Raw genomic sequence first — 21,945 nt, forward strand, 5'->3', positions numbered from 1 at the left:
AATGTCGCAGACCAGATCAGTCTATGGGTTCAATTCGGCAATCGTCCGAGAGCCCTCTACCTCAGTCGTCAACGGCCTGCGCGCCGACGATCGCGGCGGTCCGACCTACGCCGGCGTGAAGGCCGAGCACGACGCCTATGTCGCGGCGCTCCGCAACGCAGGCGTCGAGGTTACCGTCCTTCCGCCGCTTGAAGCATTCCCCGACTCCATTTTTGTCGAGGACCCGGCGCTCGTCTTTACCGGCGGTGCCATTCTGCTTCGCCCCGGCACACCCACGCGCATTAAGGAAACGGCCGAACTCGCGCCGGTTCTACGGGAGATGTTCGAGACCGTGCTCGAACTTCCTGCTCCAGGCCAGGCGGATGGCGGAGACATTATGTATACGCCGAAGGGGTTGCTGATCGGCCTGTCCGATCGCACGGACAAGGCTGGTGCAGAGGCGCTGATCGACTGCATCAAGAAGCTTGGCGGAAAGGCTCAGATCGCCGAGACACCGAAAGGCGTGCTGCATTTCAAAACGGCCTCGTCGCTGCTTAATGATGAGACCGTGATCGTCACATCAGCCCTTGCTGATGCGGCCGTATTCGAGGGTTTTCGGAAGATTGTCGTTCCTCAAGGCGAAGAGCCGGCCGCCAATGTGCTCCGGGTCAACGATGTCGTGTTCGCAAGTGCCTGTTACCCACGAACTCTGGAGATGCTTGACAAACAGGGTTACACCGTCGTGCCGTTGGAGACTGCCGAGATCCAAAAGATTGATGCAGGGCTCTCGTGCATGTCGCTACGTTGGTTCCAGGCCGCAAATGCCCTTCGTCGCCAGCCGCGAGACCTCGGTGAGACAATCACACCTATCCGGCCCTAAATCGCAGGCAACCTTCGAACTAGAGCACGTCCTGTTTAATCCGGTTCATATCCTGGGCTTTGAAGTAGTTGGCACATTCGGCTGGGGTGAAGAGGTCGACGACCGCGCCGACCGCGTCCCACAGAGCCTTGAGGGTTCTCTCGGCCTTTGCTCGCAGCAGCGCCTTAAGTTTGGCGAAGGCGTTCTCAATCGGATTGAAGTCGGGACTGTAGGGCGGCAGGTAGAGCAGGCTCGCGCCTGCGGCCTCAATCGCGTCGCGCACGCCGGCGGCCTTGTGGGCGGGCAGGTTGTCCATGACGACTACGTCGCCCTCCGACAATGTCGGGACCAGCACCTGCTCGACATAGGCCACGAATACGTTGCCGTTCGCGGCTGATCCGCACCGAATGCTCGGCGCTGAGCCGCTCCACCATCTCGTTCAGCGTGATGTCCTTGCGCTCCTCGCCGGCCGCACCGCCGTGACCGACGAGATGCAGGTGCTGTGCTTCTTTGCCGGCGCGAACTCAATCTTCGTCGGCGACACGCTGCTGACGGCGGACAATCCCGCCGAGGACAAGGACATTCTGCTGTTCCGGCGCCTCGGCATCGAGCCCATGGACCTCAAGGCACAATGAACGGGGCACCGCTTGCCCGCTACGACTCGACCGCATCGAGGCTGGAGGCGCGGCGGCGGCCCTGCGGGCGTGGCGCCAGTTCGCCGATCTTCGCCCGCGCGGAAAGACGCACATGCGATTTCGGCGTCATGATGCGTGCCAGGGCAATCACGCGCACGAATTCGATCGGCTCGATCGGCCTGGCTTCGGCGAGCGGGGTGCCCTCGATCGGGATCGGCATGTTGATCGGAACGCTTTCGGCATGTTCCGGCAGATTGGCCAGCGTCACCAGCATGTCGATCCGATCCACCGGCTCTTCGCCCATGCCGACGATGCCGCCGCAGCAGACCTTGATGCCGTTCTCGCGGACATTGGCCAGTGTATCCAGCCGATCGGCAAACGTCCGGGTCGAGATGATCTCGTTGTAGTAGCGCTCGGAGGTGTCGATGTTGTGGTTGTAGTAGTCGAGGCCAGCCTGTTTCAGGCGAGCGGCTTGCTCAAGATCGAGCATGCCGAGGGTCATGCACGTCTCCATGCCCAGCGCCTTGACGCCCTCGACCATCGCCACCACCGCATCCATGTCGCGCGGCTTGGGGTTCCGCCAGGCAGCGCCCATGCAATAACGCGCCTGACCTCCATCAGCTTCGACGCCTTCAACCCGCTTTCGTGATGCGCCGGCTGGCTGCAATAGCCGCAATCTCCGGGCAGCCGCCGGTCTTAATGCTGAGAAGCCGGCTGAGCTGGACCTTGTTGCGATCGAAATTCTGGCGGTGGATGCTATGGTCGCGATAGAGAAGATCGTTAAAGGGCAGCTCATAGAGCGCGCGAACTTCCGCTTGTGACCATAAGGGCCGGACACTCTCGGAGCCTATTTGCGATCCATTCACTACGGTTCTCTCCTTCCCCTTGCGTCAATGACGCCGGTCTTTACGGCATTCCGCTGTGTTGTCCAGTCCTCAAAGCGACGTCGCGGGCCTCTTTGCCCCGTGGGTCGATCAGCGATTGCAGCGACGTCGCTCGCGCTCTTGAGCAGCCAGAAGTGGCTGCTGAGGCCATTCAAGAGCCGTTTCGGTCCATTACATCGTCGCCGTCCGAGGATGGGCATCCCGAAGGCTTGACGAGGAGCGTCTTCACTGATTGCGGCGCCTCCCTTCAATGAGATCCACAACCGCACGTGCTGCGTCCAAGACGTGCGTTCCAGGGCCAAACACGGCTGCGACCCCATGGTCCATCAGGAACTGATAATCCTGGCGCGGCACCACGCCACCGCAAACGACGATCATGTTTTCGGCACCCTTTGCTTTCAACGCCGCGACGAGCTGCGGCAACAGGGTCTTGTGACCGGCCGCGAGCGAGGACGCTCCGATGACATGAACTGCAGACGCAACCGCCATGCTTGCTGCCTCTTGCGGGGTTTGGAAGAGCGGCCCGGCGACCACGTCGAAGCCGAGATCGCCGAACGCCGATGCGATCACTTTGGCGCCGCGGTCGTGGCCATCCTGGCCGAGCTTGGCCACCATCAACTTCGGCCGGCCGCCAAGCGAGACGGAAACGTCCCTGATGCGGGACGTTAGAGTTTGGTATTCCGGCTCATTGTGGAAGGCTTCGCCGTAAACTTCCGAGATCACTTTAGGAACGGCCACGTGATCGCCGAAGGCGCGGCGCAGACCGTCAGAAATCTCCCCCACCGTCGCGCGAGCGCGCACTGCGTCGACCGCTGCTAGAAGTATATTGCCCTTGCCGCTGGCCGCGGTCTCGCCAAGCGCGGCAAGGGCTGCGCCGACGCGCTTGGGGTCGCGCTGACGCTTTGTTTGTTCTAGACGACGGATTTGCGCCTCGCGCACCGCCGCATTGTCGATCTCAAGGGCATCGATCGCGGCCTCGGTCTCTAGCCGGTACTTATTGACGCCGACGATCACCTCCTCCCCGAGATCAATCGCCGCCTGGCGGCGCGTTGCCGCCGTCTCGATCAGGCGTTTTGGCAGGCCGTCAATGACGGCCTTGGTCATGCCGCCGATGGCCTCGATTTCCTCGATGAGCCCCCACGCCTTGTCGGCAAGTTCGGCGGTCATGCTTTCAACATAATAGGAGCCGGCGAGCGGATCGATGACCTTGGTCACGCCGGTCTCGTGCTGGAGGATAAGCTGGGTGTTTCGCGCGATCCGCGCCGAAAACTCCGTCGGAAGTGCGATCGCCTCATCGAAGGAGTTGGTGTGGAGTGACTGCGTGCCACCGAGCACCGCGGCGAGTGCCTCATATGCGGTGCGCACGATGTTGTTGTAGGGGTCCTGCTCCTGCAGCGACACGCCCGATGTCTGGCAGTGAGTGCGCAGCATCAGCGATGAAGGCTGCTTCGGTTCGAACTCTTCCATGATACGCGACCACAGATATCTCGCTGCCCGCAACTTGGCGGCCTCCATGAAGAAATTCATACCAATCGCAAAGAAGAACGAGAGCCGCCCGGCAAAATCGTCGACGTCGAGGCCCTTTTTCAACGCCGCGCGGACATATTCGCGCCCATCGGCCAAGGTGAAGGCAAGTTCCTGCACCAGCGTCGCACCCGCCTCCTGCATGTGATAGCCGGAGATGGAGATCGAGTTGAACTTCGGCATCTCCTTTGCCGTGTATTCGATGATGTCGGCGACGATCCGCATCGAGGGTTCTGGCGGATAGATGTAGGTATTGCGGACCATGAACTCCTTCAGGATGTCGTTCTGGATGGTCCCGGAGAGCTGGGCCGTCGGGCAACCCTGCTCCTCGCCGGCGACGATGAAGCAGGCAAGGATCGGGATGACCGCACCGTTCATGGTCATGGAGACGGAAATGTCCTTGAGCGGTATGCCCTCGAACAGGACCTTCATGTCCTCCACGGAATCGATTGCTACGCCAGCCTTGCCGACGTCGCCGACGACACGGGGATGGTCGCTGTCATAGCCGCGATGCGTGGCGAGATCGAAGGCGACCGACACGCCCTGCTGGCCGGCGGCGAGCGCCTTGCGGTAGAAGGCGTTAGACTCCTCAGCCGTCGAGAAGCCGGCATATTGCCGGATTGTCCATGGCCTGCCGGCATACATCGTCGCGCGCGGTCCGCGGACGAAGGGTTTCAGTCCCGGTAAGGAATGGAGGTCGTCGACAGCCCCCAAGTCATCCCCCGTATAGAGCGGCTTGACGTCGATACCTTCGGGCGTGCGCCAGACCAGGGCGTCTGGTGAGGCCTTCAGCTCCCGTTCGGCAAGAGTGCGCCAGTCGGCGAGTTTGGCGTCGGCCATCATTCGAACTCCAGAATGGGTTCATCGACCGCGAGGCTTACTCCCGCCTTGGCGGCGATCCGTTTGACGACGGCCCGCCGTTCGGCGCGCAGCACGTTCTCCATCTTCATGGCCTCGACGGTGGCGAGCACCTGTCCAGCCTCGACCTGTTCTCCTTCGGACACGGCAATAGCGGTGACCACACCTGGCATCGGGCAAAGCAGCAGCTTGGAGGTATCCGGCGGCTGCTTCTTCGACATCAATCGCGCGAGCTCGGCGATAGGTGGGCTGCGTACATGGGCGACAACATCCATTCCGCGCCAGCGCAGTCGGTAGCCGGTTCCTGACCGCGATGTTTTGATCGACGTGGTCTCAGTGCCAATTTGAAAGTGCGCGATATGCCGTCCCGGCAGCCAATCGCTGACAACACTCAGAACCGAGCCGTCCTCGAATGACACCGCGTTTGCGTCTTCCTGATCGCGCACCGCGATTGCGAAGGCATGGCTGCCAATCGTTACGATCCAATCGCTGGGGACTTTGCGACGATGATTGTCCATTGCCCCGGAGATCAGGACATTGCGGTGCTGGAGTTTCCAGTTGATGTGTGCGGCGACCGCCGCGAGTTTACGCTCATCCACATCAGTTGGGGACACACCTGCGAAGCCGTCCGGAAACTCCTCGGCGATGAAGGCCGTGCTTAGCCGCCCCTCGCGAAACCGGGGATGATCCATGACAGCGGCGAGAAACAGCAGATTGTTGCCGATCCCCTCCACTTCGAAATCATCGAGCGCCGCGCCCATGGCATTGATTGCGCCCAGCCGATCGGGCGCCCAGGTGCAGAGCTTGGCGATCATTGGATCATAGTGCATGGAGATTTCCGCGCCCTCCACCACACCGGTATCGTTGCGGATGAGTGAGCCGTTAGCACGCGCACCTTCGGTGGGCGGCCGGTAGCGGGTCAGACGACCTATCGAGGGCAGGAAATTGCGATACGGGTCTTCGGCGTAGAGCCGGCTTTCGACCGCCCAGCCGTTCAGCTTCACATCCTCTTGGGCAAAGCGCAGCTTTTGGCCGGCGGCGATGCGGATCATTTCCTCGACTAGATCGATGCCGGTTACCAGTTCGGTGACCGGATGCTCGACCTGTAGCCGCGTGTTCATCTCGAGGAAGTAAAAGTCTCGGTCGCGGTCGACGATGAACTCAACCGTGCCTGCAGAGTGGTAGCCGACCGCCCTGGCAAGAGCGATGGCCTGCTTACCCATCGCCTGCCGGGTTGCTTCGTCGAGGAACGGTGATGGGGCCTCCTCGATGATCTTCTGGTTGCGGCGCTGGATCGAGCATTCCCGCTCGCCGAGATAGACGATATTGCCGTACTGATCGCCGAGTACCTGGATTTCGATGTGACGTGGCTCGGTGACGAACTTCTCAATGAAAATACGGTCGTCGCCAAAGGCATTCTTCGCCTCGTTTCGCGAGGACTGAAATCCTTCGCGCGCCTCGACCTCGTTCCAGGCGATGCGCATGCCCTTGCCGCCACCGCCGGCGGATGCCTTGATCATGACAGGAAAGCCGACCTCTGCGGCGATGCGCACCGCTTCCTCAGCATCCTCGATCAGGCCCATATGGCCGGGCACGGTGGAGACACCGGCGGAAGCCGCGATCTTTTTCGAGGTGATCTTGTCGCCCATCGCCTCGATGGAGACGGGCGAGGGCCCGATGAAAGCGATGCCGTTGGCTTTGAGCGCGTCAGCGAAATTCGAGTTCTCGGACAGGAAACCGTAGCCCGGATGAACGGCATCAGCACCCGTAGCGGAGATGGCATCCAGAATGTTGGCAAGGCTGAGATAGGACTGGGCGGACGCGGCTGGACCGATATGGACCGCTTCATCGGCCTGCCGGACGTGCAAGGCGTCGCGGTCAGCGTCGGAGTAGACAGCGACCGTTGCAATGCCGAGCCTCTGCGCCGTCTTGATCACCCGGCACGCGATCTCGCCACGATTGGCGATCAGGATCTTCTTGAACATTTTTTGCATTCTCAAAGCGGGATCGTGTCGTGCTTCTTCCAGCGCGTCTCGACGCTTTTTCCCCGCAGAGCGGCAAAGGCACGCGCGATCCGCTTGCGTGAGGAATGTGGCATGATCACCTCGTCGATGAAGCCGCGCTCGGCGGCAATGAAGGGGTTGGCGAAGCGCTGCTCGTATTCCCTGGTGCGAGCCGCCAGCTGTTCGGGATCGCTGAGTTCGGACCGGTAGAGGATCTCGGCCGCGCCCTTTGCGCCCATCACCGCGATTTCAGCAGTCGGCCAGGCGTAGTTGATGTCGGCGCCAATATGTTTGGAAGCCATCACGTCGTAAGCCCCACCATAGGCCTTGCGGGTGATCAACGTGACCATCGGCACGGTCGCCTGAGAATAGGCAAACAGCAGCTTGGCGCCATGCTTGATGACGCCGCCAAATTCCTGGGCGGTGCCCGGCAGGAACCCCGGCACGTCGACGAGCGTCAGGATCGGAATATCGAAGGCGTCGCAAAAGCGAACGAAACGCGCGGCCTTGCGGGAGGAATCAATGTCGAGGCATCCGGCCAGCACCATGGGCTGGTTGGCCACCACCCCTACCGTCCTGCCCTCGATGCGAACAAATCCGGTGATGATGTTGCGGGCGAAGGCGGCCTGAAGCTCGAAGAAGTCGCCTTCGTCGGCAATGGCAAGGATTAGTTCGTTCATGTCGTAGGGCTTGTTGGCGCTCTCCGGCGCCAGCGTGTCCAGGCGCAACTCGATCCGCTCGGGATCGTCATGGAAGGGCCGCACCGGCGGCTTTTCCCGGTTATTGAGCGGCAGGAAATCAAAGAGGCGCCGGACCTCTTCCAAAGCCTCGATATCGTTTTCGAAAGCCCCATCCGCAACAGAGGATTTTTGCGTGTGTGTTGCAGCGCCCCCTAGTTCCTCCGCGGTCACGATCTCGTTCGTGACCGTCTTGACCACATCGGGACCGGTCACGAACATATAGGAGGAGTCCCGGACCATGAAGATAAAGTCGGTCATGGCCGGCGAATAGACCGCACCTCCGGCGCACGGGCCCATGATCACCGAAATCTGCGGAATGACGCCGGAAGCATCGACATTGCGCTTGAACACGTCGGCATAGCCGGCCAGCGAGGCGACACCTTCCTGGATGCGCGCGCCGCCAGAATCGTTGAGGCCAATGACCGGCGCCCCATTGCGCACCGCCATGTCCATGATCTTGCACATCTTCTGGGCATGTGTCTCCGACAGCGACCCGCCAAGCACCGTGAAGTCCTGAGAGAAGACGTAAACGAGCCGGCCGTTGATCGTACCCCAGCCTGTGACGACGCCGTCGCCAGCCACCTTCTGTTCAGCCATGCCGAAGTCCGTGGCACGATGCGTGACATACATGTCGTATTCTTCGAAGGAGCCTTCATCGAGAAGCACCACGAGGCGCTCTCGGGCCGTCAGCTTGCCTTTTGCGTGTTGAGCATCGACACGCTTCTGCCCTCCACCCATTCGAGCCTGGGCACGACGGATTTCGAGTTGTTCGAGAACGGCCCGCATTAGCGACCTGCCATTTGTTCGGGCATCTTCCAAGCCACGAGGCACCGTAGTGCAGCGATCCGGCTTTGCCTCAAACTCGGGTTTGCTTGGCTGGACAATCGCATGAGCGCCTCCACTGGCATAACGCTCCTGCATTAGTTCGCCGGCAATGCTCGGGAAAGGCTTGACCGTGTGCGCTTGCAAAATGTATGAAATTGTAAAAAGCAACATGCGAAACTGCAAATGGCAAACGGTAAGCTCTTCATTGGACGCCGCGTGCGCGAATTGCGCGAGGCCAGCAAGGCCACTCAGGCGATCTTCGCCGAGCGGTTGGGGATTTCGACCAGCTATCTGAACCAGATAGAAAACAACCAACGACCAGTGTCAGCCGCGGTGCTTCTTGCGCTCGCCGAAAAATTCCAGGTTGATATCGCTTCGATCGGCGGCAGCGAGGCCGACCGGCTGCTCTCGGCACTGAGCGAGGCCCTTGCCGACCCGGTATTCAGCGGTGTTTCGGCTGGATTTCAGGAGCTCAAGCTCGTTGCCCAAAACGCACCGTCTCTCGCTCATGCGTTGATTACCTGCCATCAAACCTATCGCAGGAACAGCGAGCAGCTTGCCAGCTTCGACGACCAGCTGATCCGAACCAATGCCTTTGCCGAACCGACACCCTACGAGGAAGTGCGGGACTTCTTTCATTTTGTTGACAACTACATCGACGAGCTCGACCGGGCGGCCGAGCATCTGGCCAAAGCCCTGGGCCTGCCGGATCGTGATCTCGGTACCGTGTTGGCGGATCATCTGGAACAGCATCATAAAGTTCGGCTTGCGCGTGCCGCCAGTGGCGAGCGGGTAATCAGGCGCTTCGACGCGTCCGCGCGCGTGCTGTATTTAAACTCTTACTCGCCTGCATCGACGCGCAGTTTTCAGATGGCATTCCAGATCGGCGCCTTGGAGCACCGGGCGGAGATCGATGCCATCATCGAGGGCGCGCGATTTCGGACCTCCGAAGCGGCAGAGATATGCAGGATCGGCCTCCAGAACTATTTTGCCGGCGCGCTCATTTTGCCATACGGTCCCTTCCTGGCCATGGCAAAAGACCTTCGACATGACCTGCACCTGCTCGCTATGCGCTTCGGCGCCAGCCTTGAGCAGGTGGCGCATCGCCTGTCGACGTTGCAAAGGCCTCGGATGAAGGGCGTGCCGGTCTTCTTCGCGCGCATCGACCGTGCCGGCAACATCACCAAGCGCCACAGCGCCGCGAAGTTGCAGTTCGCTCGCTACGGTGCAGCCTGCCCGTTGTGGAACGCTTATCAGGCGTTCGAAACCCCGGGCCGCATGATTTGCCAGCTGGCCGAGACGCCGGACGGCGTGCGCTATCTGAGTATCGCCACGGAAATCACCAAGGCGGATGGGGGGTTTGGTTCTCCTCACAGACGCTATGCGATCGCGCTCGGATGCGAGATCTCCGATGCAGGCGAATTCGTCTATTCCGAGCGGCTGGATTTTGGCAACAGCTCAGCGTTCGAGCCCATCGGCGTTTCATGCCGCATTTGTGAGCGTGTCGATTGCATCCAGCGTGCCGTTCCGCCGCTCAAGAGCACGATTACGGTCGATCACGACCGACGCAGCGAACTGCCGTATACGATTGGCTGACTGAGAGTGAGGTGCGGGAAACCGTGCCACCTAGCTCCAAATCGCTCTATCCGGTTGGTCCAGGGATCGAGGGTATGCGGTCAGGTCGAGGGCCATCCCAGGTCCGCCGGGACGAACCCCGACGCATGAACCCGAACGACGACCTCGCCTGCGGCACGGTCCGCTCCACCAACCTCATTCCGGCCGTTCCTGCGGCACGGTCCGCCCATATGCGGCGATCTTTGAGGCTTGCAGAAATGAGCGTTCAGAATCCCGTACGCCACGTAATGAGGTGGCCTACGCGCTTACTATCCAGACCGACTGTGATATCCCGCTCCCTGGACGGCACCCCCTCCTGTGACTTGCGACAGCCACCCTGTGGCACCTCGATCCGAGAGCGGAGGTCGTCCATCCCATTAGGTCACTGCGAACAGCGATGGACGAGCTTGCGCGCCGTGAGCACCGCCCTCACCTCTTGGGCCTTAATTGACTTGCAATCACGGGGGCAGAACCAGCCAAGCCGCATCAGCTTGGAGGCAAGGCCGGAGCCGGACGCGCCTTCCTGTCTCATGCCCAGACCGCCCATCCTGCACGCCGCCTCACGACCAAGCGTTACTGGTCTCAACCGGAATGTGATTGAATGACGCATCAATTCCGCTTTCCCGCGGAGGAATGTAAGCGCGTAGGCATCCCCACGTAGCGTGCGGGCGGTTGATCGCTCATTTTCAGCATGAATCATGCGGAGAATCCTCACATGGGAACATCTGTGTCAAGGTGGTTAAAACATATCGTCATCTCAGATTATCGGTTCCAGGTTCCAAGCCCGACTGTGTGACACGGCTCGTTTTGCCGAGCCTCATCCACCTCACATACGGTCGCCGTTTATTTCGGCTGCACCAACATCCCGCTTCCGGCGGGCAGGGCTTAGGTCGACAAAGCGATTCTATGAGACGGCATCTCGCCAAAGATTCTCTCGGTCGTCGGCCTGGAACCACCAGGGCTCATGAGACCTTGGTGGTATCTTAAGGGGGAGAGTGAAAGCGTTATGGGGCCTTTATGATGGCGCCGTCGATGATGACCCCAGAGGTGACATACTTCCAAAGCGCGACCAACAGCTTGCGCGCCAGCGCGACGATGGTCGTCTTCTTCATGCGACCACCATTATGTTCAACACGCCCCTGAACCATTGCGCCAATGCCGAATCCGGCTGATGCCGCAACCACAGCCAGGCTAGCTGGATCAAAGTCGTGCGCAGTCTCGGATTGCCTGCTTTCGACACGCCCTGTTCGCGGTTAATCGAGCCGCTTTGCCAAGGCGTCGGTGCCAATCCTGCATAGGCCGCGACCTGGCGGCGGTTGTCGAAGGGCCGGAACAGACCTTCCGACCATAGGATGTTCGCAAACTCCGCACCGACGCCTTTGATCCCAAGTAACATCGTGACCGGCGACGGTTTGGTCTTGTCCTGCGCTTTGGTCCGCGAGAAGTGCGTCACGCTCGTCCTCGACCACCTTGATTTGCTCCATAACCAGTTCCAGCCGGTCCAGCTCACGGGCAATCTGGGCTTTCATATGTTGTGCCAACATATGACCGTCACCTGTTTGCAGTTCCCTGAGGCGCTGGCGTCGATCTTTCTGAAGGGGCTCGTAATCGCTGATACCCTGCGAGAAAAGAAGCCCCTTTATCCGATTGACGTGACCGACACGTTCCACCATCAGCGCTTTTTGCTCCCGGCCGATCCGCCGCCGGTCTTCCTCTTCATGGGAAATGGCCCGCACCATCGCACATACGCGCGGTTCCTTCCTCTTGAAGGCCAGCAGAACACGCAACAGCGCCTCGCCATCGACACGATCAGTCTTCACGCGCAGCCGGCGGCGAGGCGTAGCGATTGAAGCCACATCAACGATGTGACTTTCGATGCCTTCTTCTCGAGCGATCGGTGGGCCCAAAAACCATCGAGACCAGCTTCCTGGATCGTAATGATCGGATACATCTGCCCCGTTCTGGCTCGGCTCCTTTCTCGCAGCTTCGAGAACAACTCAATTAGACCGACAATATTGCCAGCTTCCACCGAGTGCTTCGACATCTTCTCGCCATTCCCCGGTGACAGCGACGTGATGAGCCATGTCGAACGCGACAGTTCCAAGGATAGAAATATTGCAGCAAGATTGGTTTGGACGGCCGTCGTCGGGATATCGGTCTTAAGCATCGCAGTCTCCTCAGATTAGGTGGTTGGTAGGACGACCACTCATTCTGCAAAAAATGGCGGCCGTCATCCAGCCCATGGGATCTGTGAGCGACAGTATGAGCCATCATCGAACATTCGAGATTTTGACGGCGGAGGCTGTGCCGTCCCGACGCAAGCCGCGCCATCGGTCGGACGAAGAGAAGGCACGGCTTGTCGTCGAAGCCTTCTCGCCAGGGGGTAATGTGTCGGCAGTTGCGCGTTCCGAGGGGCTGGACCCCTCGCAGCTCTATGCATGGCGCCGCAAGGCGCTTTCGTCGGGCATGGTTGCGCCACTGACGGAGGGAGCGAGCAAGCCGGCGAAGTTCACGGGCTTTGAAGCAATGGGCAGCGACATGGTGGAAATCGTCATTGGCGATGCCGTGGTGCGCGCCGGCGGCGATGTTGATCCCGATCGCCTGGCGAGAATCATCCGCGCGGTTCGCAAGGCATGATCGCTTCCGGTGTGGTGGTTTACGTGTCGTGCCAGCCTGTCGACTTCCGCAAGGGCGCGGCATCTTTGATGGCGCTGGTCAGGGATGGCGGCCTGGACCCGTTCTCGGGGGCGCTTCACGTGTTCCGCTCGAAGCGTGCGGACCGGGTTCGCATCGTGTGGTGGGACGGCAGCGGGGTTTGTCTTTATTCGAAGACTCTGGAAGATCACAGCTTCTGCTGGTCTGCGATATCGGCCGCGCGCATGCGTCTCGACCACGCCCAGCTGATGGCGCTTCTGGCCGGACTGGACTGGAAAAAGATCCGTCCGGCCAGGGTCAGGCGGCCGTTATCGACGGGCTGAAACCGGCCTGCGGCAAGATGAATCATGCGGCTGGAACGGTTGGGAAAGCGGCTGTTTTTGTGCTCTGTTGCTTGCCATGGTTCTACCGGGTCTTGCCCTTCCCGACGACGTTGATGCGCTGAAGGCGATGATCCTTTCCATGGCTCGCGAGCAGGCTGCGAGTCAGGCCCGGATCGCAGTCGCCGAAGCTCGGATCGCAGCATCCGAGGCGGAGGTCGCCCGGCTGAGCCGTCGAGAGGAGCGCCAACGAGCGGATCGCCAATCTCACGTCGATCCTGAAAGTTTTACAGCGCACGCAACATGGCACGCGTTCCGAGCGGCTACGCTGGCCATCGACGACGAGCAGGCCTCCTTTGCCTTCGAAGAGGTCGAGACCGGCCTTTCGGAAATCCGGAGCGAACTCGACCGCGCGGTCGGAAACAAGCCGAAGCGCGCCCCGCGTCCGCGCAAGGGTTTTGCTGCCCACCTCGAACGCATCGAGGAAATTATCGAGCCGGAAATCCCTGGCGAACTGCGAGGGTTGGAAAAGGTTCTGATCGGCGAGGACCGATCCGAGCGGCTGGACGTCGTGCCGCCGAAGTTCCGGGTCATCGTCACGCGCCGTCCCAAATACGCTTTCCGGGGCCGTGACGGCGTGGTCCGGGCTCTGGCGTCGGCGCACATCGTTGAAAGCGGCCTGCCGACGGAGCGGCTGCTCGCCTACATCGCCGTGTCGAAATACGCCGACGGCCTTCCGCTTTACCGGCAGGAGGCGATTTATCTGCGCGACGGTGTCGAGACCAGCCGGTCGCTGATGGCGCAGTGGATGGGGCATGTGGGCTTCGAGTTGTAGATGCTCGCCGATTACATCCTCGAGCGTGTGAAGGAGGGCGAAAGGGTCTTCGCCGACGAGACGACCTTGCCCACCCTTGCCCCCGGAGCGGGGAAAACCACGAAGGCCTGGCTATGGGCCTACGCACGGGATGATCGACCCTATGGTGGAACCAGTCCGCCCGCTATACCCACCGCGTCGCCATTTCCAACAATCGCCTCGTCGCCATCGAGGATGGCGAAGTCGCCTTTCGCTGGAAGGTGCAGTCGGCAGAAGGTCATGACCGTCGCGGCCGACCAGTTCATTCGCCGCTTCTTGTTGCACGTCCTGCCCGAGGGCTTCCATCGCATCCGCTATTACGGCTTCCTCGGCAATCGCTATCGCGCGCAAAAGCTCGCCTGCTGTCGTGACCTGCTCGGCATGCCAGTTCCAGAGCCGTCGGACAGCCGATCCGCAAAGGACTATCGCGACCGCTACGAGGACCTCACCGGGCATTCCCTCAGGCAATGCCCCGCCTGTCGTCAAGGCCGGATGATCATCATCGAAACATTCGACGGCGTCACCGGACGCCCGCCATACCAGGACACGTCATGAAGCAGGGGCGTCGCCTTCCTTGTCATCAGCATCGCGCCAACCCGCTCGGAAGCCAAACTGAGCCGGTCCCGCAAAAGTGTGCGCCGTCGTCACCGGCAACCTCTCTCAGTCAGGGCGCGGCGCCGATCCTCACATGCCGGAACCGATATCCGCGCCGCTTTCGGCGCACGCGAGCCCTGCAATCGCTGCGTCCACGACCGCATCCGCGCCCCCGCCATGCCTGTTCATGGCCACGGCCTGATTGAACGCCCATAGCGGCCACCCGTGCGGGCGGCTTGGTCCAACACGTTTTTAGCTCACCGCCGCGATCCACCTCAGCGCACTCTCGCCACCCGCCTTGCAGCGCGACGCCAAGCTAAAAACGCTCTGCATTATCTTGTGCAACAGATAAGGCGCACCTGCGGCGCAAATTCTACGACCTGCACATCAGCGGGATCTCGCAAGCCGCGATGGTAACGATCATCGCCATGACCGATTGTGGAAGGTCGAGGACGAGGTTCGCGGCAAGGATGCCGGAAGCCGCGCCGCGCTCCGTCAGGAAAAGTCCGCGGCCATTGTCGCGAGCCAAGCGGACCTGGGGAAGTCTCCGGAAAATCCAAGACCGCCGAGGCGATCCGCTACGCGCTCACCCGCGGGAGGCGCTGGAACGCTTTCTGATGGACGGTCGCATCGAGATCGACTCCATATCGTCGAGCGTGCAATCAGGCCCCAGACGATGCCTGATTCATTATGCTGCTCCTTTTCAAATGGCGGAAAACAGGGATTTCTGGTCTTGGTTGGTGACGCGACACGGGCCTTTACGCGAGATCGCGGCCTTGACGGTGGGCTTTTCGAGGTCCGCTGCGCGGATTTGATGGGGCGCGCCGGGCATGATTTGCTCGGTGGGCAACAGCCCTGCTTCGACGACACGCCGGATTTTATGGTTGGTGACGCCGAATTTGGTCGCGGCTTCCGACATGGTGAGCCATTCTCCGCCAGTATTGCCGGCAGACCGGTAGTCCTCGATCTTGTGCACCCGGCGCAACGAGCTGACGCGATGCCCTGTCCAGGTCTTTCCCTGACCGGTCCGCATCCCCATGCGGTTGAGCGTGGCGGCGACATCTGCGTCGGACCAGCGCGTCCCCATCGATCGGATGATTGCCATCACCTCCTCGGGCGTGCTTTTGGTGTGCTCGCCGGACTTTGGCTTGCGCATGTGAACCTGCGAATGCTGTCCGCCCTGCCAGTGTATGGTGAGTTCGACCTGCCTCGCACCATCGTCCACGGTCACGACGATATCCTTGAACGCAGGAGCCGCTGCCGAAAGCGCATGTCGACATCGGAAGCGTCCCATGCAGCCCTGAGATCCTGAGCCAGGCCGGCAAAATCCGGGATGGCGGCGTCATCGCGAACTTGCCGATTGTTGAGCCGGGCTTCGCAGGCTTCGACACGGCGAAGCGTGGCCTCCCAGCTCTTCTCAAGCTGAGCGGCTATGAGCCTGTTGTCGGGGTCGCAGGCCGCATAGCGTCATTCGGCAAGCGAGGCTTCGTAGCGGGCCTGCTGCAAACCCAGTTCAAGCATCTGCCTTCTCTGCGCTTCGCCTTCGAGATGCATGCGCTCCGCCTCCAATGCTGCTTCGATCGCCATGGGCGCCACGGCGCGCAAAACCTCCTGCGAGATCGCAGCGTTGGCGGTCATGCATCGGGGTCGCGCCAGCATGAGGTTCGAGCGGTCGCAACGGTAGATATGATAACCGATGCCACGGCCGACATAAACGACGCACAGGCGGCGACCGCAATGACCACAGGTGAGCATGCCGGCCAGAAGAGCCCTTCCGCCCCGACCGGACTTTACACCGCCGCCCTTGCCGTAGGTGTTGGCGGCGAGCAGCTTCTGATTCCGCTCATGCTCGTCCCAGCCGACATAGCCTTCATGATGCTCCCTGAGCACAACCGCCCAATCCTCATGGGATTTACGGTGGCCGTAGCTCTTGCGGACGCGGCCATCGACGATCTCGGTCCGCTTCTGGGTTTTGCCGTACACATAGACCCCCGCATAGAAAGGGTTCTTCAATACGCTGATGACGCTGCGATAGCAGATCGGAACCCAGTCGAAGGAGACCATCATCTTGCCGTCAGATGGGCGCGGAAAATGCATGCCTTCGGCATTGAGCGAGATCAGCACCTGGCGTGCGCTGCCGATCTCGCGGAACCGCGCGAATATAAGCCTGATCGCTTCCTGGACCCGAATATCAGGGTCGAAACCCAGACCGTAATCGCGGTGCCAGATGTAGCCGATCGGCACACTTATCCGCAGTTCGCCCCGCTGGGCCTTCTGCCGCGCGGCCTCGTACATCCGCGCCCGAATGACAGAAAGCTCGAACTCGCTGATGTTGCCCTTGATGCCGAGCAACAGCCGGTCGTTTGGCTTGGCGGGATCATAAATGCCATCGATATCGATCACGCGCGCATCGACCTGACCGCAAAGCTCAAGCAGCCTATGCCAGTCCGGACCATTGCGCGACAACGGAGAGGCCTCAAGAAACAATACTGCGCCGACATGACCGGTGCACAGATCGTCGACGAGCCGCTCGAAACCCGGGCGCTCGACGCGACGGTAGCCACCTTGCTGCAAACCTGCAAAATGAACAGGGTCGATCCGCTCGACTGGCTCTCGCAGGACCTTGACCCGCATCGCTCAAGGATGGCCGGCATCCGAGATCGAAATGCTCGTGCCTTGGAACTTTAGGCCTGACGTTATCGGCTGACCGCTTACGGAGGAATTCTGACGGCGAAACACCAGCACCTATGTCTGGTTTGTCGAATTCGCGACACGGTAGTTTTCGGCCTGGTTCCTGCTCCGGCGGTTGTAAGTCATTGATTAGCAGCCACAAAGGTTCTCAGGGGCTCTTTCCGTGCGGTTGGCACGAATTTTGACAATGGCTCATTGAAAGGCGGCGGAAGATGCCACGACATTGGTTTCATAGACATTTGTCCCTCCTTTCATCAGAGGCTTGAAACTATGGAGATCAATCATGTCTGCGACAGAAGGACACGGTGAGGCTATCGGACACCATGGCGAGCTTCTTCAGGGCATTTTTGAGGACGAGGATGCGCGTCTGCGCCGCGCTCTTGTCTCGCTGCCTTACCGTCAGCTCAAGTCAAAGGCAAAGTTCTCAGCGAAGGGCGAACACAGGATATCCGTCGTTCCACGCTATTGTGAGAAGTCGAAACGCGCCGCGGAGCTCACGCTTAAGAGGTTCGCTCCGGGTAGGACAGGCGGACAGTTAACAATTGAAAGCAACATCCCTGTCGGACGCGGCATGGGCTCATCCACCGCTGACGTCGTTGCCAGCATCTTGGCGGTTCTTGGTTATCTGGACGTGCACCCAACCCCTGATAGCGTGATGCAAATTGCCGTGAGCGCCGAGACGGCATGCGATCCCACACTGTTTTCACAGCAAGCTGTGCTTTTCGCACATCGCGAGGGAATCCCAATAGAGTCTTTCAGATTTTCGCTTCCGCCGATTGACGTCATCAGCCTTGATCCAACGGGCGGTCAAACCGTCGATACGCTCACATTAGAGCCGGCTCGGTATAGCCCGCTCGAGATCGAAATGTTTCGCCCGCTCCGGAGCCTGTTGCGTCAAGCGATCACAGCGTCCGACCTTGGCTTGCTTGGCCGAGTTGCTACGGCAAGTGCTCGAATCAACCAGAGATTTCTCCGAAAGCCGCGCCTGCTCGATATCGAAGTAATTGGGGACCGTCATGGCGCTGTCGGCATACAGGTGGCCCACACCGGGACAGTTGTCGGCGTGATGTTCGATCCGGCCAACGAAAGGACTAGCGAAAACATAAACTTAGCGATGGATGACCTCCGAAAGTCCGATTTTGAACCCTCGATCATCACACACTGAAATAGAATCTGGAGAGCAACAAGTGATTAGCCGCACTCTAATGCGCAAGCTTGAGGATTTCGAGAATCCTCGAATCGTTAAGTTGAGCGATGGTCTGTATGGTGCCAGCTTTTTTCTTATGAAACTCCTACCTGCGCGGTTCATGCTGGAACGGGCTGTGGAGCAGGATTTGCTGAAACCAGGTGCCACCATTTGCGAGTCCTCTTCGGGGACTTTTGGTCTCGCTCTGGCTATGCTCGCTGTACAGTATGGCTTCAAGCTCATTCTCGTGAGCGACTTTTCGATCGATCGACATCTTCATAGGCGTTTCATCGAGCTTGGCGCACACGTGGACATTGTCGAAAAGCCGGCGCCCAGCGGTGGATTCCAGCAAGCGCGCTTGGACAGGCTGGCAGAATATCTGAAAGAGATACCCGACAGCTATTGGCCTTCACAGTACTCCAATGCGTACAATCCGCACGCCTACGCGAAGTTTGCAGCACTGCTGATCGAAAGATTGGGAAAGATCGACTGCTTGGTTGGGCCTGTCGGGTCAGGAGGCTCCATGTGCGGCACGACCATGTTTCTGAAGGCACTCTTCCCAGAATTGCACGCGGTTGGCGTTGATACTCCGAATTCTGTCCTATTTGGGCAACCTGGCGGAAAGCTGGTAGACCTTAGTGGTCTAGGCGGGGAAATCGTTCCTTTCAACGTGGACCATACACAGTTTGATGAGGTTCATTGGTTAACGTCTGCGGAGATGTTTCGTGCAACTCATCAGTTGCACCGGGATCATGGGCTGTTCGTGGGCCCCACTAGCGGCGCCGCCTATAAAGTCGCCGACTGGTGGGCGCGCAAGAACCCAAGCAAGGCCGTCGTCGCGATCTTTCCGGATGAGGGGCATCGCTACGTCGAATCTGTATATAACGAGGACTGGCTCTCATCCGTACCTGGATGGGCCGCGCCTATGTGCCAAGAGCCAGTGGTTGTGACAGCGCCCACGGAGGAGTTGAGCGGCTGGTCCTCTTATGCTTGGAGCAGGCGAACACTCGACGATGTCCTTTCGAGCCTCATCGACCGGACGCCAAGCAGTTCGGCAAGTTCTCCGCAGTTGAAATCCCTATCTCGCTTTGATTGCGCTGCCGTCAGCCATTTGCAACTGGATCCCGAGCAAGAGCAGTTTGTCGACCCGTTCCATGTGACGTTCTCGGAGCTTCGAGGCGGCCCGAACCCTGAACTGGAGCACCCTTTCGCGATTGCGGTCCGAAATCAAATCGTTGGCTTCTTCGTCCTTCGTGAAGAAGCCGCGTTGCCAGAATGGGCGCCGCCAGACGCGATTACTTTGCATAGCCTTCGTGTTGGACAATTATACCAAGGGAATGGATACGGTACGTTCGCTAGTAAACTCACCGGTGAATGGATTTTGACAAACCGACCACGGATCAATCGTCTCATGCTCGCCGTCAACGGACGTAATATTAAAGCTAGAGACGTTTATCTGCGGTCGGGCTTCCGTGACACAGGCGCTACTTACTGCGGTCCTATCGGCACTCAGACCATTTTTGAATATAGGATTGGCCCCGGCAGATGAACTTAATCGTCCATTGTTTTGACGCTTGACGAGGCACATTAGGTGCACGGGACTGTCAAGCTTGCAGAATTCGTCGCTTCCTGCGCAGTCATCGAGGTGGCAATGCGCACTATGCTCGACGCAACGGTCCGCTTGAAGTTGCGATTAGCATACCTTCCTGGAGTTTGCTGAATGCCTAGAGCAGTTGCCAGTGCGCTGTATGAAAAGGTTCGGAAGGAGATTATGCGGCGAGTTTTGAAAACGAATACGAAGTAGGGACTCCTCTACCATCCGCCGCCAAATTTGCGGAGGAGTTCGGCGTAAGCAATATAACAATAAAGCGGGCGCTGCGCGACCTACAACATACGGGACTTCTGCGTTCCTTCCCTGGGCTTGGAACCTTTGTACGAGAGCGGCGCATGTTCATTCATGACCTGGGCTTCCCCTTTGCATCCTTCGGAGATGCTCAGCGACTCGGGCTCAAACAGGGGGTCCACTTGCTATCGGTGACAAGAGAGAGAATCCACCAAAGCCTGTTTAGTGAGTTCGAGACGCCAACTGAAAAAATGCATTGTGTACGAAATATAATATCGGCCGACGGAACGCCGATCATGATTGATACGTCGTACCTGCCACCCTCGTTCAGCAACAGCGTTGGTGATCTTGGAGGCAAGCTTGCAAGCGACGCACTGCGCGATCACGGCGAGCACTTTCACACGGCCAGGATACTTGTGGCCGCCAACCCCGCGTCCGATGAGGCCCAGAAGGCATTTGCGATACCAAATGGATATCCAACACTTCGGCGCATTTATCAGTTAACAACCAGCAACTCGTCACTCTCGATCTTCGGTATATCCGAATCTCCATTTGACTGTCTGGCCTGTCTCGTAGAGTTAGAGGTATCTAAATAATGAGCCGACTGAGAACTTGTAGCCTTTGTTCCTACTTCACCCTTGCCCAACGCCCGAGGCAGATTCGGAAATTGGAGACGCGTGCACTGCCCGTGCGGGCGTATCCGCCAGCATCGCCTCGTAGCGGCAACCTCGACATCGATCGCCGATAGGTTCGTCGGCGAGGGCAAGCCGCCGGTCAGCACGCTGGGCGAAGGGGCTCTGTCTTACCTGCAGCACACCGTTTGTGCAATTGAGGCAGCGGACAATACCCGGAACATCAGCTGCCATGAAAGATTGGCTGTGTCGGGCTTGCGCAATCATTTGACAATTATTTACTTCTGTCGGAATGTATTAAATGAACGAAACCGCTTTGCACGCTTATGGCGATTCAAAAGTTCCAAGGTGGCATTTCACGATGCTCCGGGATGTCGGTCGAAATGGAGCAATAGAGGCGGCTATTGCATCTTGTAATGTCGTAGGTAAGATTGTTGTTGAAATTGGGACCGGTGCTGGCCTCCCGGCGATGCTGTTCGCCAAATATGGGGCTAAAAAGGTGTTCACTTGTGAGATGGATGAGCGGCTTGCTAACTTGGCACGAGACCTTATCCGGGCCAACAATTTTCAAGATTGCATTACGGTTATTGCAAAATCCTCGAGGCAAGCGCTTCTGGACGGCGACCTGCCTTCAGCGCCTGACGTCATATTCACGGAAACATTGGATTGTGGCGTGGTTGGCGAGGGATACGAATCAGTCGCTGAGGACATCCGGCATATTGCTGGACCTGACACAGTCGTGATGCCGGAGCGGATTGAGCAATTCGGTTTTCTTTGCACTGACACACAAGCTTTCGAGAAAAACTCCGTGTTTACCCAGTGCGGTTTTGATCTTTCGAGGTTAAACGTATTTGCTGAGCGTTCATATTTCCCTGTCAACCAGATGCTCCATGAGCAGGTATGTCTCTCGCCGACTGTTTTCTTCAGGAAATATAACTATTTGAATCCAAGCGTGTTGGATCCTGTGGAGCACAAAATCATAGCCCACACTTCCGGCCTCTGCCACGGAATGTCGTCATATTTTGACGCCCATTTTGGGAAATTCCTCGTCTCTTCGAGAAATCCGAACAGCCATTGGCCAACAGCTTTCCACCCCTTACGAGAACCTTTGGCCGTCGAATCTGGGCAGCATTATCAATTGAGAGGTCTTAAAACTGGATTGATCGAGTTGGTTTCGATATGAATGGAACCATCAAGTCTACCTCGCGTGAGGAGCCACGTATAGGGGGCGCGAGGCCGCTTGTGGGTGC

Annotated in this window: 11 protein-coding genes and 10 pseudogenes; 14 read left to right on the top strand and 7 right to left on the bottom strand. The window is 59.1% G+C overall.

The window, feature by feature from the left end; genetic code table 11:
* Window position 1 precedes the first annotated feature (1 nt).
* Window positions 2-859 (top strand): dimethylarginine dimethylaminohydrolase family protein, encoded by an 858-nt coding sequence (locus tag NKL06_RS10675; RefSeq protein WP_023693560.1) that lies wholly within the window; start codon window positions 2-4, stop codon window positions 857-859.
* A 35-nt stretch (window positions 860-894) separates the two neighbouring features.
* On the opposite strand, the pseudogene NKL06_RS10680 reads toward NKL06_RS10675, so the two are convergent.
* Window positions 895-1,226 (bottom strand): annotated as a pseudogene (locus tag NKL06_RS10680) (transposase); the annotation flags it as partial.
* Window positions 1,227-1,296: 70 nt separating this feature from the next.
* Between NKL06_RS10680 and NKL06_RS10685 the strand changes: the two are divergent.
* Window positions 1,297-1,473 (top strand): annotated as a pseudogene (locus tag NKL06_RS10685) (biotin synthase BioB); the annotation flags it as partial.
* A 97-nt stretch (window positions 1,474-1,570) separates the two neighbouring features.
* On the opposite strand, the pseudogene bioB reads toward NKL06_RS10685, so the two are convergent.
* From bioB to NKL06_RS10710, 4 genes and pseudogenes are all read right to left on the bottom strand, one after another.
* Window positions 1,571-2,339: pseudogene (gene bioB / locus NKL06_RS10695) on the bottom strand (biotin synthase BioB); the annotation flags it as partial.
* A gap of 243 nt (window positions 2,340-2,582) precedes the next feature.
* Window positions 2,583-4,721, bottom strand: a complete 2,139-nt coding sequence (scpA, locus tag NKL06_RS10700) for a methylmalonyl-CoA mutase (RefSeq protein ID WP_023693558.1) — start codon at window positions 4,719-4,721, stop codon at window positions 2,583-2,585.
* The gene (locus NKL06_RS10705) at window positions 4,721-6,724 is read right to left on the bottom strand and encodes an acetyl-CoA carboxylase biotin carboxylase subunit (protein ID WP_023693557.1); all 2,004 of its coding nucleotides are present in this window, start codon (window positions 6,722-6,724) and stop codon (window positions 4,721-4,723) included. Before NKL06_RS10705 ends, scpA begins: the two co-directional genes overlap by 1 nt.
* A gap of 11 nt (window positions 6,725-6,735) precedes the next feature.
* On the bottom strand, window positions 6,736-8,268 hold the full coding sequence (locus NKL06_RS10710) for an acyl-CoA carboxylase subunit beta (protein WP_023693556.1): 1,533 nt from the start codon (window positions 8,266-8,268) through the stop codon (window positions 6,736-6,738).
* Between the two features lie 222 nt (window positions 8,269-8,490).
* On the opposite strand from NKL06_RS10710, the gene NKL06_RS10715 reads away from it, so the two are divergent.
* Window positions 8,491-9,903 (top strand): helix-turn-helix domain-containing protein, encoded by a 1,413-nt coding sequence (locus NKL06_RS10715; protein ID WP_023693555.1) that lies wholly within the window; start codon window positions 8,491-8,493, stop codon window positions 9,901-9,903.
* 1,022 nt (window positions 9,904-10,925) lie between these two features.
* Here NKL06_RS10715 and NKL06_RS10720 read toward each other — a convergent pair.
* Window positions 10,926-12,088, bottom strand: a pseudogene (locus NKL06_RS10720) (IS110 family RNA-guided transposase).
* Window positions 12,089-12,141: 53 nt separating this feature from the next.
* On the opposite strand from NKL06_RS10720, the gene NKL06_RS10725 reads away from it, so the two are divergent.
* From NKL06_RS10725 to NKL06_RS10745, 5 genes and pseudogenes are all read left to right on the top strand, one after another.
* Window positions 12,142-12,558, top strand: a complete 417-nt coding sequence (locus tag NKL06_RS10725; protein ID WP_245267143.1) for a transposase — start codon at window positions 12,142-12,144, stop codon at window positions 12,556-12,558.
* Entirely contained in the window at window positions 12,555-12,899 is a 345-nt protein-coding gene (gene tnpB, locus NKL06_RS10730; RefSeq protein WP_023693549.1) for an IS66 family insertion sequence element accessory protein TnpB, read from the top strand. The genes NKL06_RS10725 and tnpB overlap by 4 nt, the downstream gene beginning before the upstream one ends.
* Window positions 12,900-12,975: 76 nt before the next feature.
* Window positions 12,976-13,899, top strand: a pseudogene (locus NKL06_RS10735) (IS66 family transposase); the annotation flags it as partial.
* Window positions 13,893-14,304: pseudogene (locus NKL06_RS10740) on the top strand (transposase); the annotation flags it as partial. The pseudogenes NKL06_RS10735 and NKL06_RS10740, both read left to right, overlap by 7 nt.
* 392 nt (window positions 14,305-14,696) lie before the next feature.
* Window positions 14,697-15,061 (top strand): annotated as a pseudogene (locus tag NKL06_RS10745) (IS66 family transposase); the annotation flags it as partial.
* On the opposite strand, the pseudogene NKL06_RS10750 reads toward NKL06_RS10745, so the two are convergent.
* Window positions 15,047-16,893, bottom strand: a pseudogene (locus NKL06_RS10750) (recombinase family protein); the annotation flags it as partial. The pseudogenes NKL06_RS10745 and NKL06_RS10750 sit on opposite strands and share 15 nt — an antisense overlap.
* On the opposite strand from NKL06_RS10750, the pseudogene NKL06_RS10755 reads away from it, so the two are divergent.
* From NKL06_RS10755 to NKL06_RS10780, 6 genes and pseudogenes are all read left to right on the top strand, one after another.
* Window positions 16,894-17,050, top strand: a pseudogene (locus NKL06_RS10755) (transposase domain-containing protein); the annotation flags it as partial.
* A gap of 267 nt (window positions 17,051-17,317) precedes the next feature.
* Window positions 17,318-18,199 (top strand): GHMP family kinase ATP-binding protein, encoded by an 882-nt coding sequence (locus NKL06_RS10760; protein WP_023693543.1) that lies wholly within the window; start codon window positions 17,318-17,320, stop codon window positions 18,197-18,199.
* Window positions 18,200-18,239: 40 nt separating this feature from the next.
* Complete coding sequence (locus NKL06_RS10765) at window positions 18,240-19,769, top strand: pyridoxal-phosphate dependent enzyme (RefSeq protein WP_023693542.1); 1,530 nt, start codon at window positions 18,240-18,242, stop codon at window positions 19,767-19,769.
* Between the two features lie 248 nt (window positions 19,770-20,017).
* Window positions 20,018-20,143 (top strand): annotated as a pseudogene (locus NKL06_RS10770) (GntR family transcriptional regulator); the annotation flags it as partial.
* A gap of 24 nt (window positions 20,144-20,167) precedes the next feature.
* Complete coding sequence (locus NKL06_RS10775; RefSeq protein WP_352580255.1) at window positions 20,168-20,659, top strand: UTRA domain-containing protein; 492 nt, start codon at window positions 20,168-20,170, stop codon at window positions 20,657-20,659.
* Window positions 20,660-20,996: 337 nt separating this feature from the next.
* On the top strand, window positions 20,997-21,878 hold the full coding sequence (locus tag NKL06_RS10780; protein WP_084567723.1) for a 50S ribosomal protein L11 methyltransferase: 882 nt from the start codon (window positions 20,997-20,999) through the stop codon (window positions 21,876-21,878).
* The last annotated feature ends 67 nt before the right edge of the window (window positions 21,879-21,945 follow it).

Origin of the sequence: Mesorhizobium sp. C268A (genome assembly GCF_040324475.1) — a bacterium.
Taxonomy (GTDB): Bacteria; Pseudomonadota; Alphaproteobacteria; order Rhizobiales; family Rhizobiaceae; genus Mesorhizobium.

What these genes read in the sequence shown, in the direction of transcription:
- NKL06_RS10675 (WP_023693560.1), top strand. Translation starts at nt 2, where the DNA reads ATGTCGCAGACCAGATCAGTCTATGGGTTCAATTCGGCAATCGTCCGA.
- scpA (WP_023693558.1), bottom strand. Translation starts at nt 4,721, where the DNA reads ATGGCCGACGCCAAACTCGCCGACTGGCGCACTCTTGCCGAACGGGAG.
- NKL06_RS10705 (WP_023693557.1), bottom strand. Translation starts at nt 6,724, where the DNA reads ATGTTCAAGAAGATCCTGATCGCCAATCGTGGCGAGATCGCGTGCCGG.
- NKL06_RS10710 (WP_023693556.1), bottom strand. Translation starts at nt 8,268, where the DNA reads ATGCGGGCCGTTCTCGAACAACTCGAAATCCGTCGTGCCCAGGCTCGA.
- NKL06_RS10715 (WP_023693555.1), top strand. Translation starts at nt 8,491, where the DNA reads ATGGCAAACGGTAAGCTCTTCATTGGACGCCGCGTGCGCGAATTGCGC.
- NKL06_RS10725 (WP_245267143.1), top strand. Translation starts at nt 12,142, where the DNA reads ATGGCGGCCGTCATCCAGCCCATGGGATCTGTGAGCGACAGTATGAGC.
- tnpB (WP_023693549.1), top strand. Translation starts at nt 12,555, where the DNA reads ATGATCGCTTCCGGTGTGGTGGTTTACGTGTCGTGCCAGCCTGTCGAC.
- NKL06_RS10760 (WP_023693543.1), top strand. Translation starts at nt 17,318, where the DNA reads ATGTCTGCGACAGAAGGACACGGTGAGGCTATCGGACACCATGGCGAG.
- NKL06_RS10765 (WP_023693542.1), top strand. Translation starts at nt 18,240, where the DNA reads ATGCGCAAGCTTGAGGATTTCGAGAATCCTCGAATCGTTAAGTTGAGC.
- NKL06_RS10775 (WP_352580255.1), top strand. Translation starts at nt 20,168, where the DNA reads ATGTTCATTCATGACCTGGGCTTCCCCTTTGCATCCTTCGGAGATGCT.
- NKL06_RS10780 (WP_084567723.1), top strand. Translation starts at nt 20,997, where the DNA reads ATGAACGAAACCGCTTTGCACGCTTATGGCGATTCAAAAGTTCCAAGG.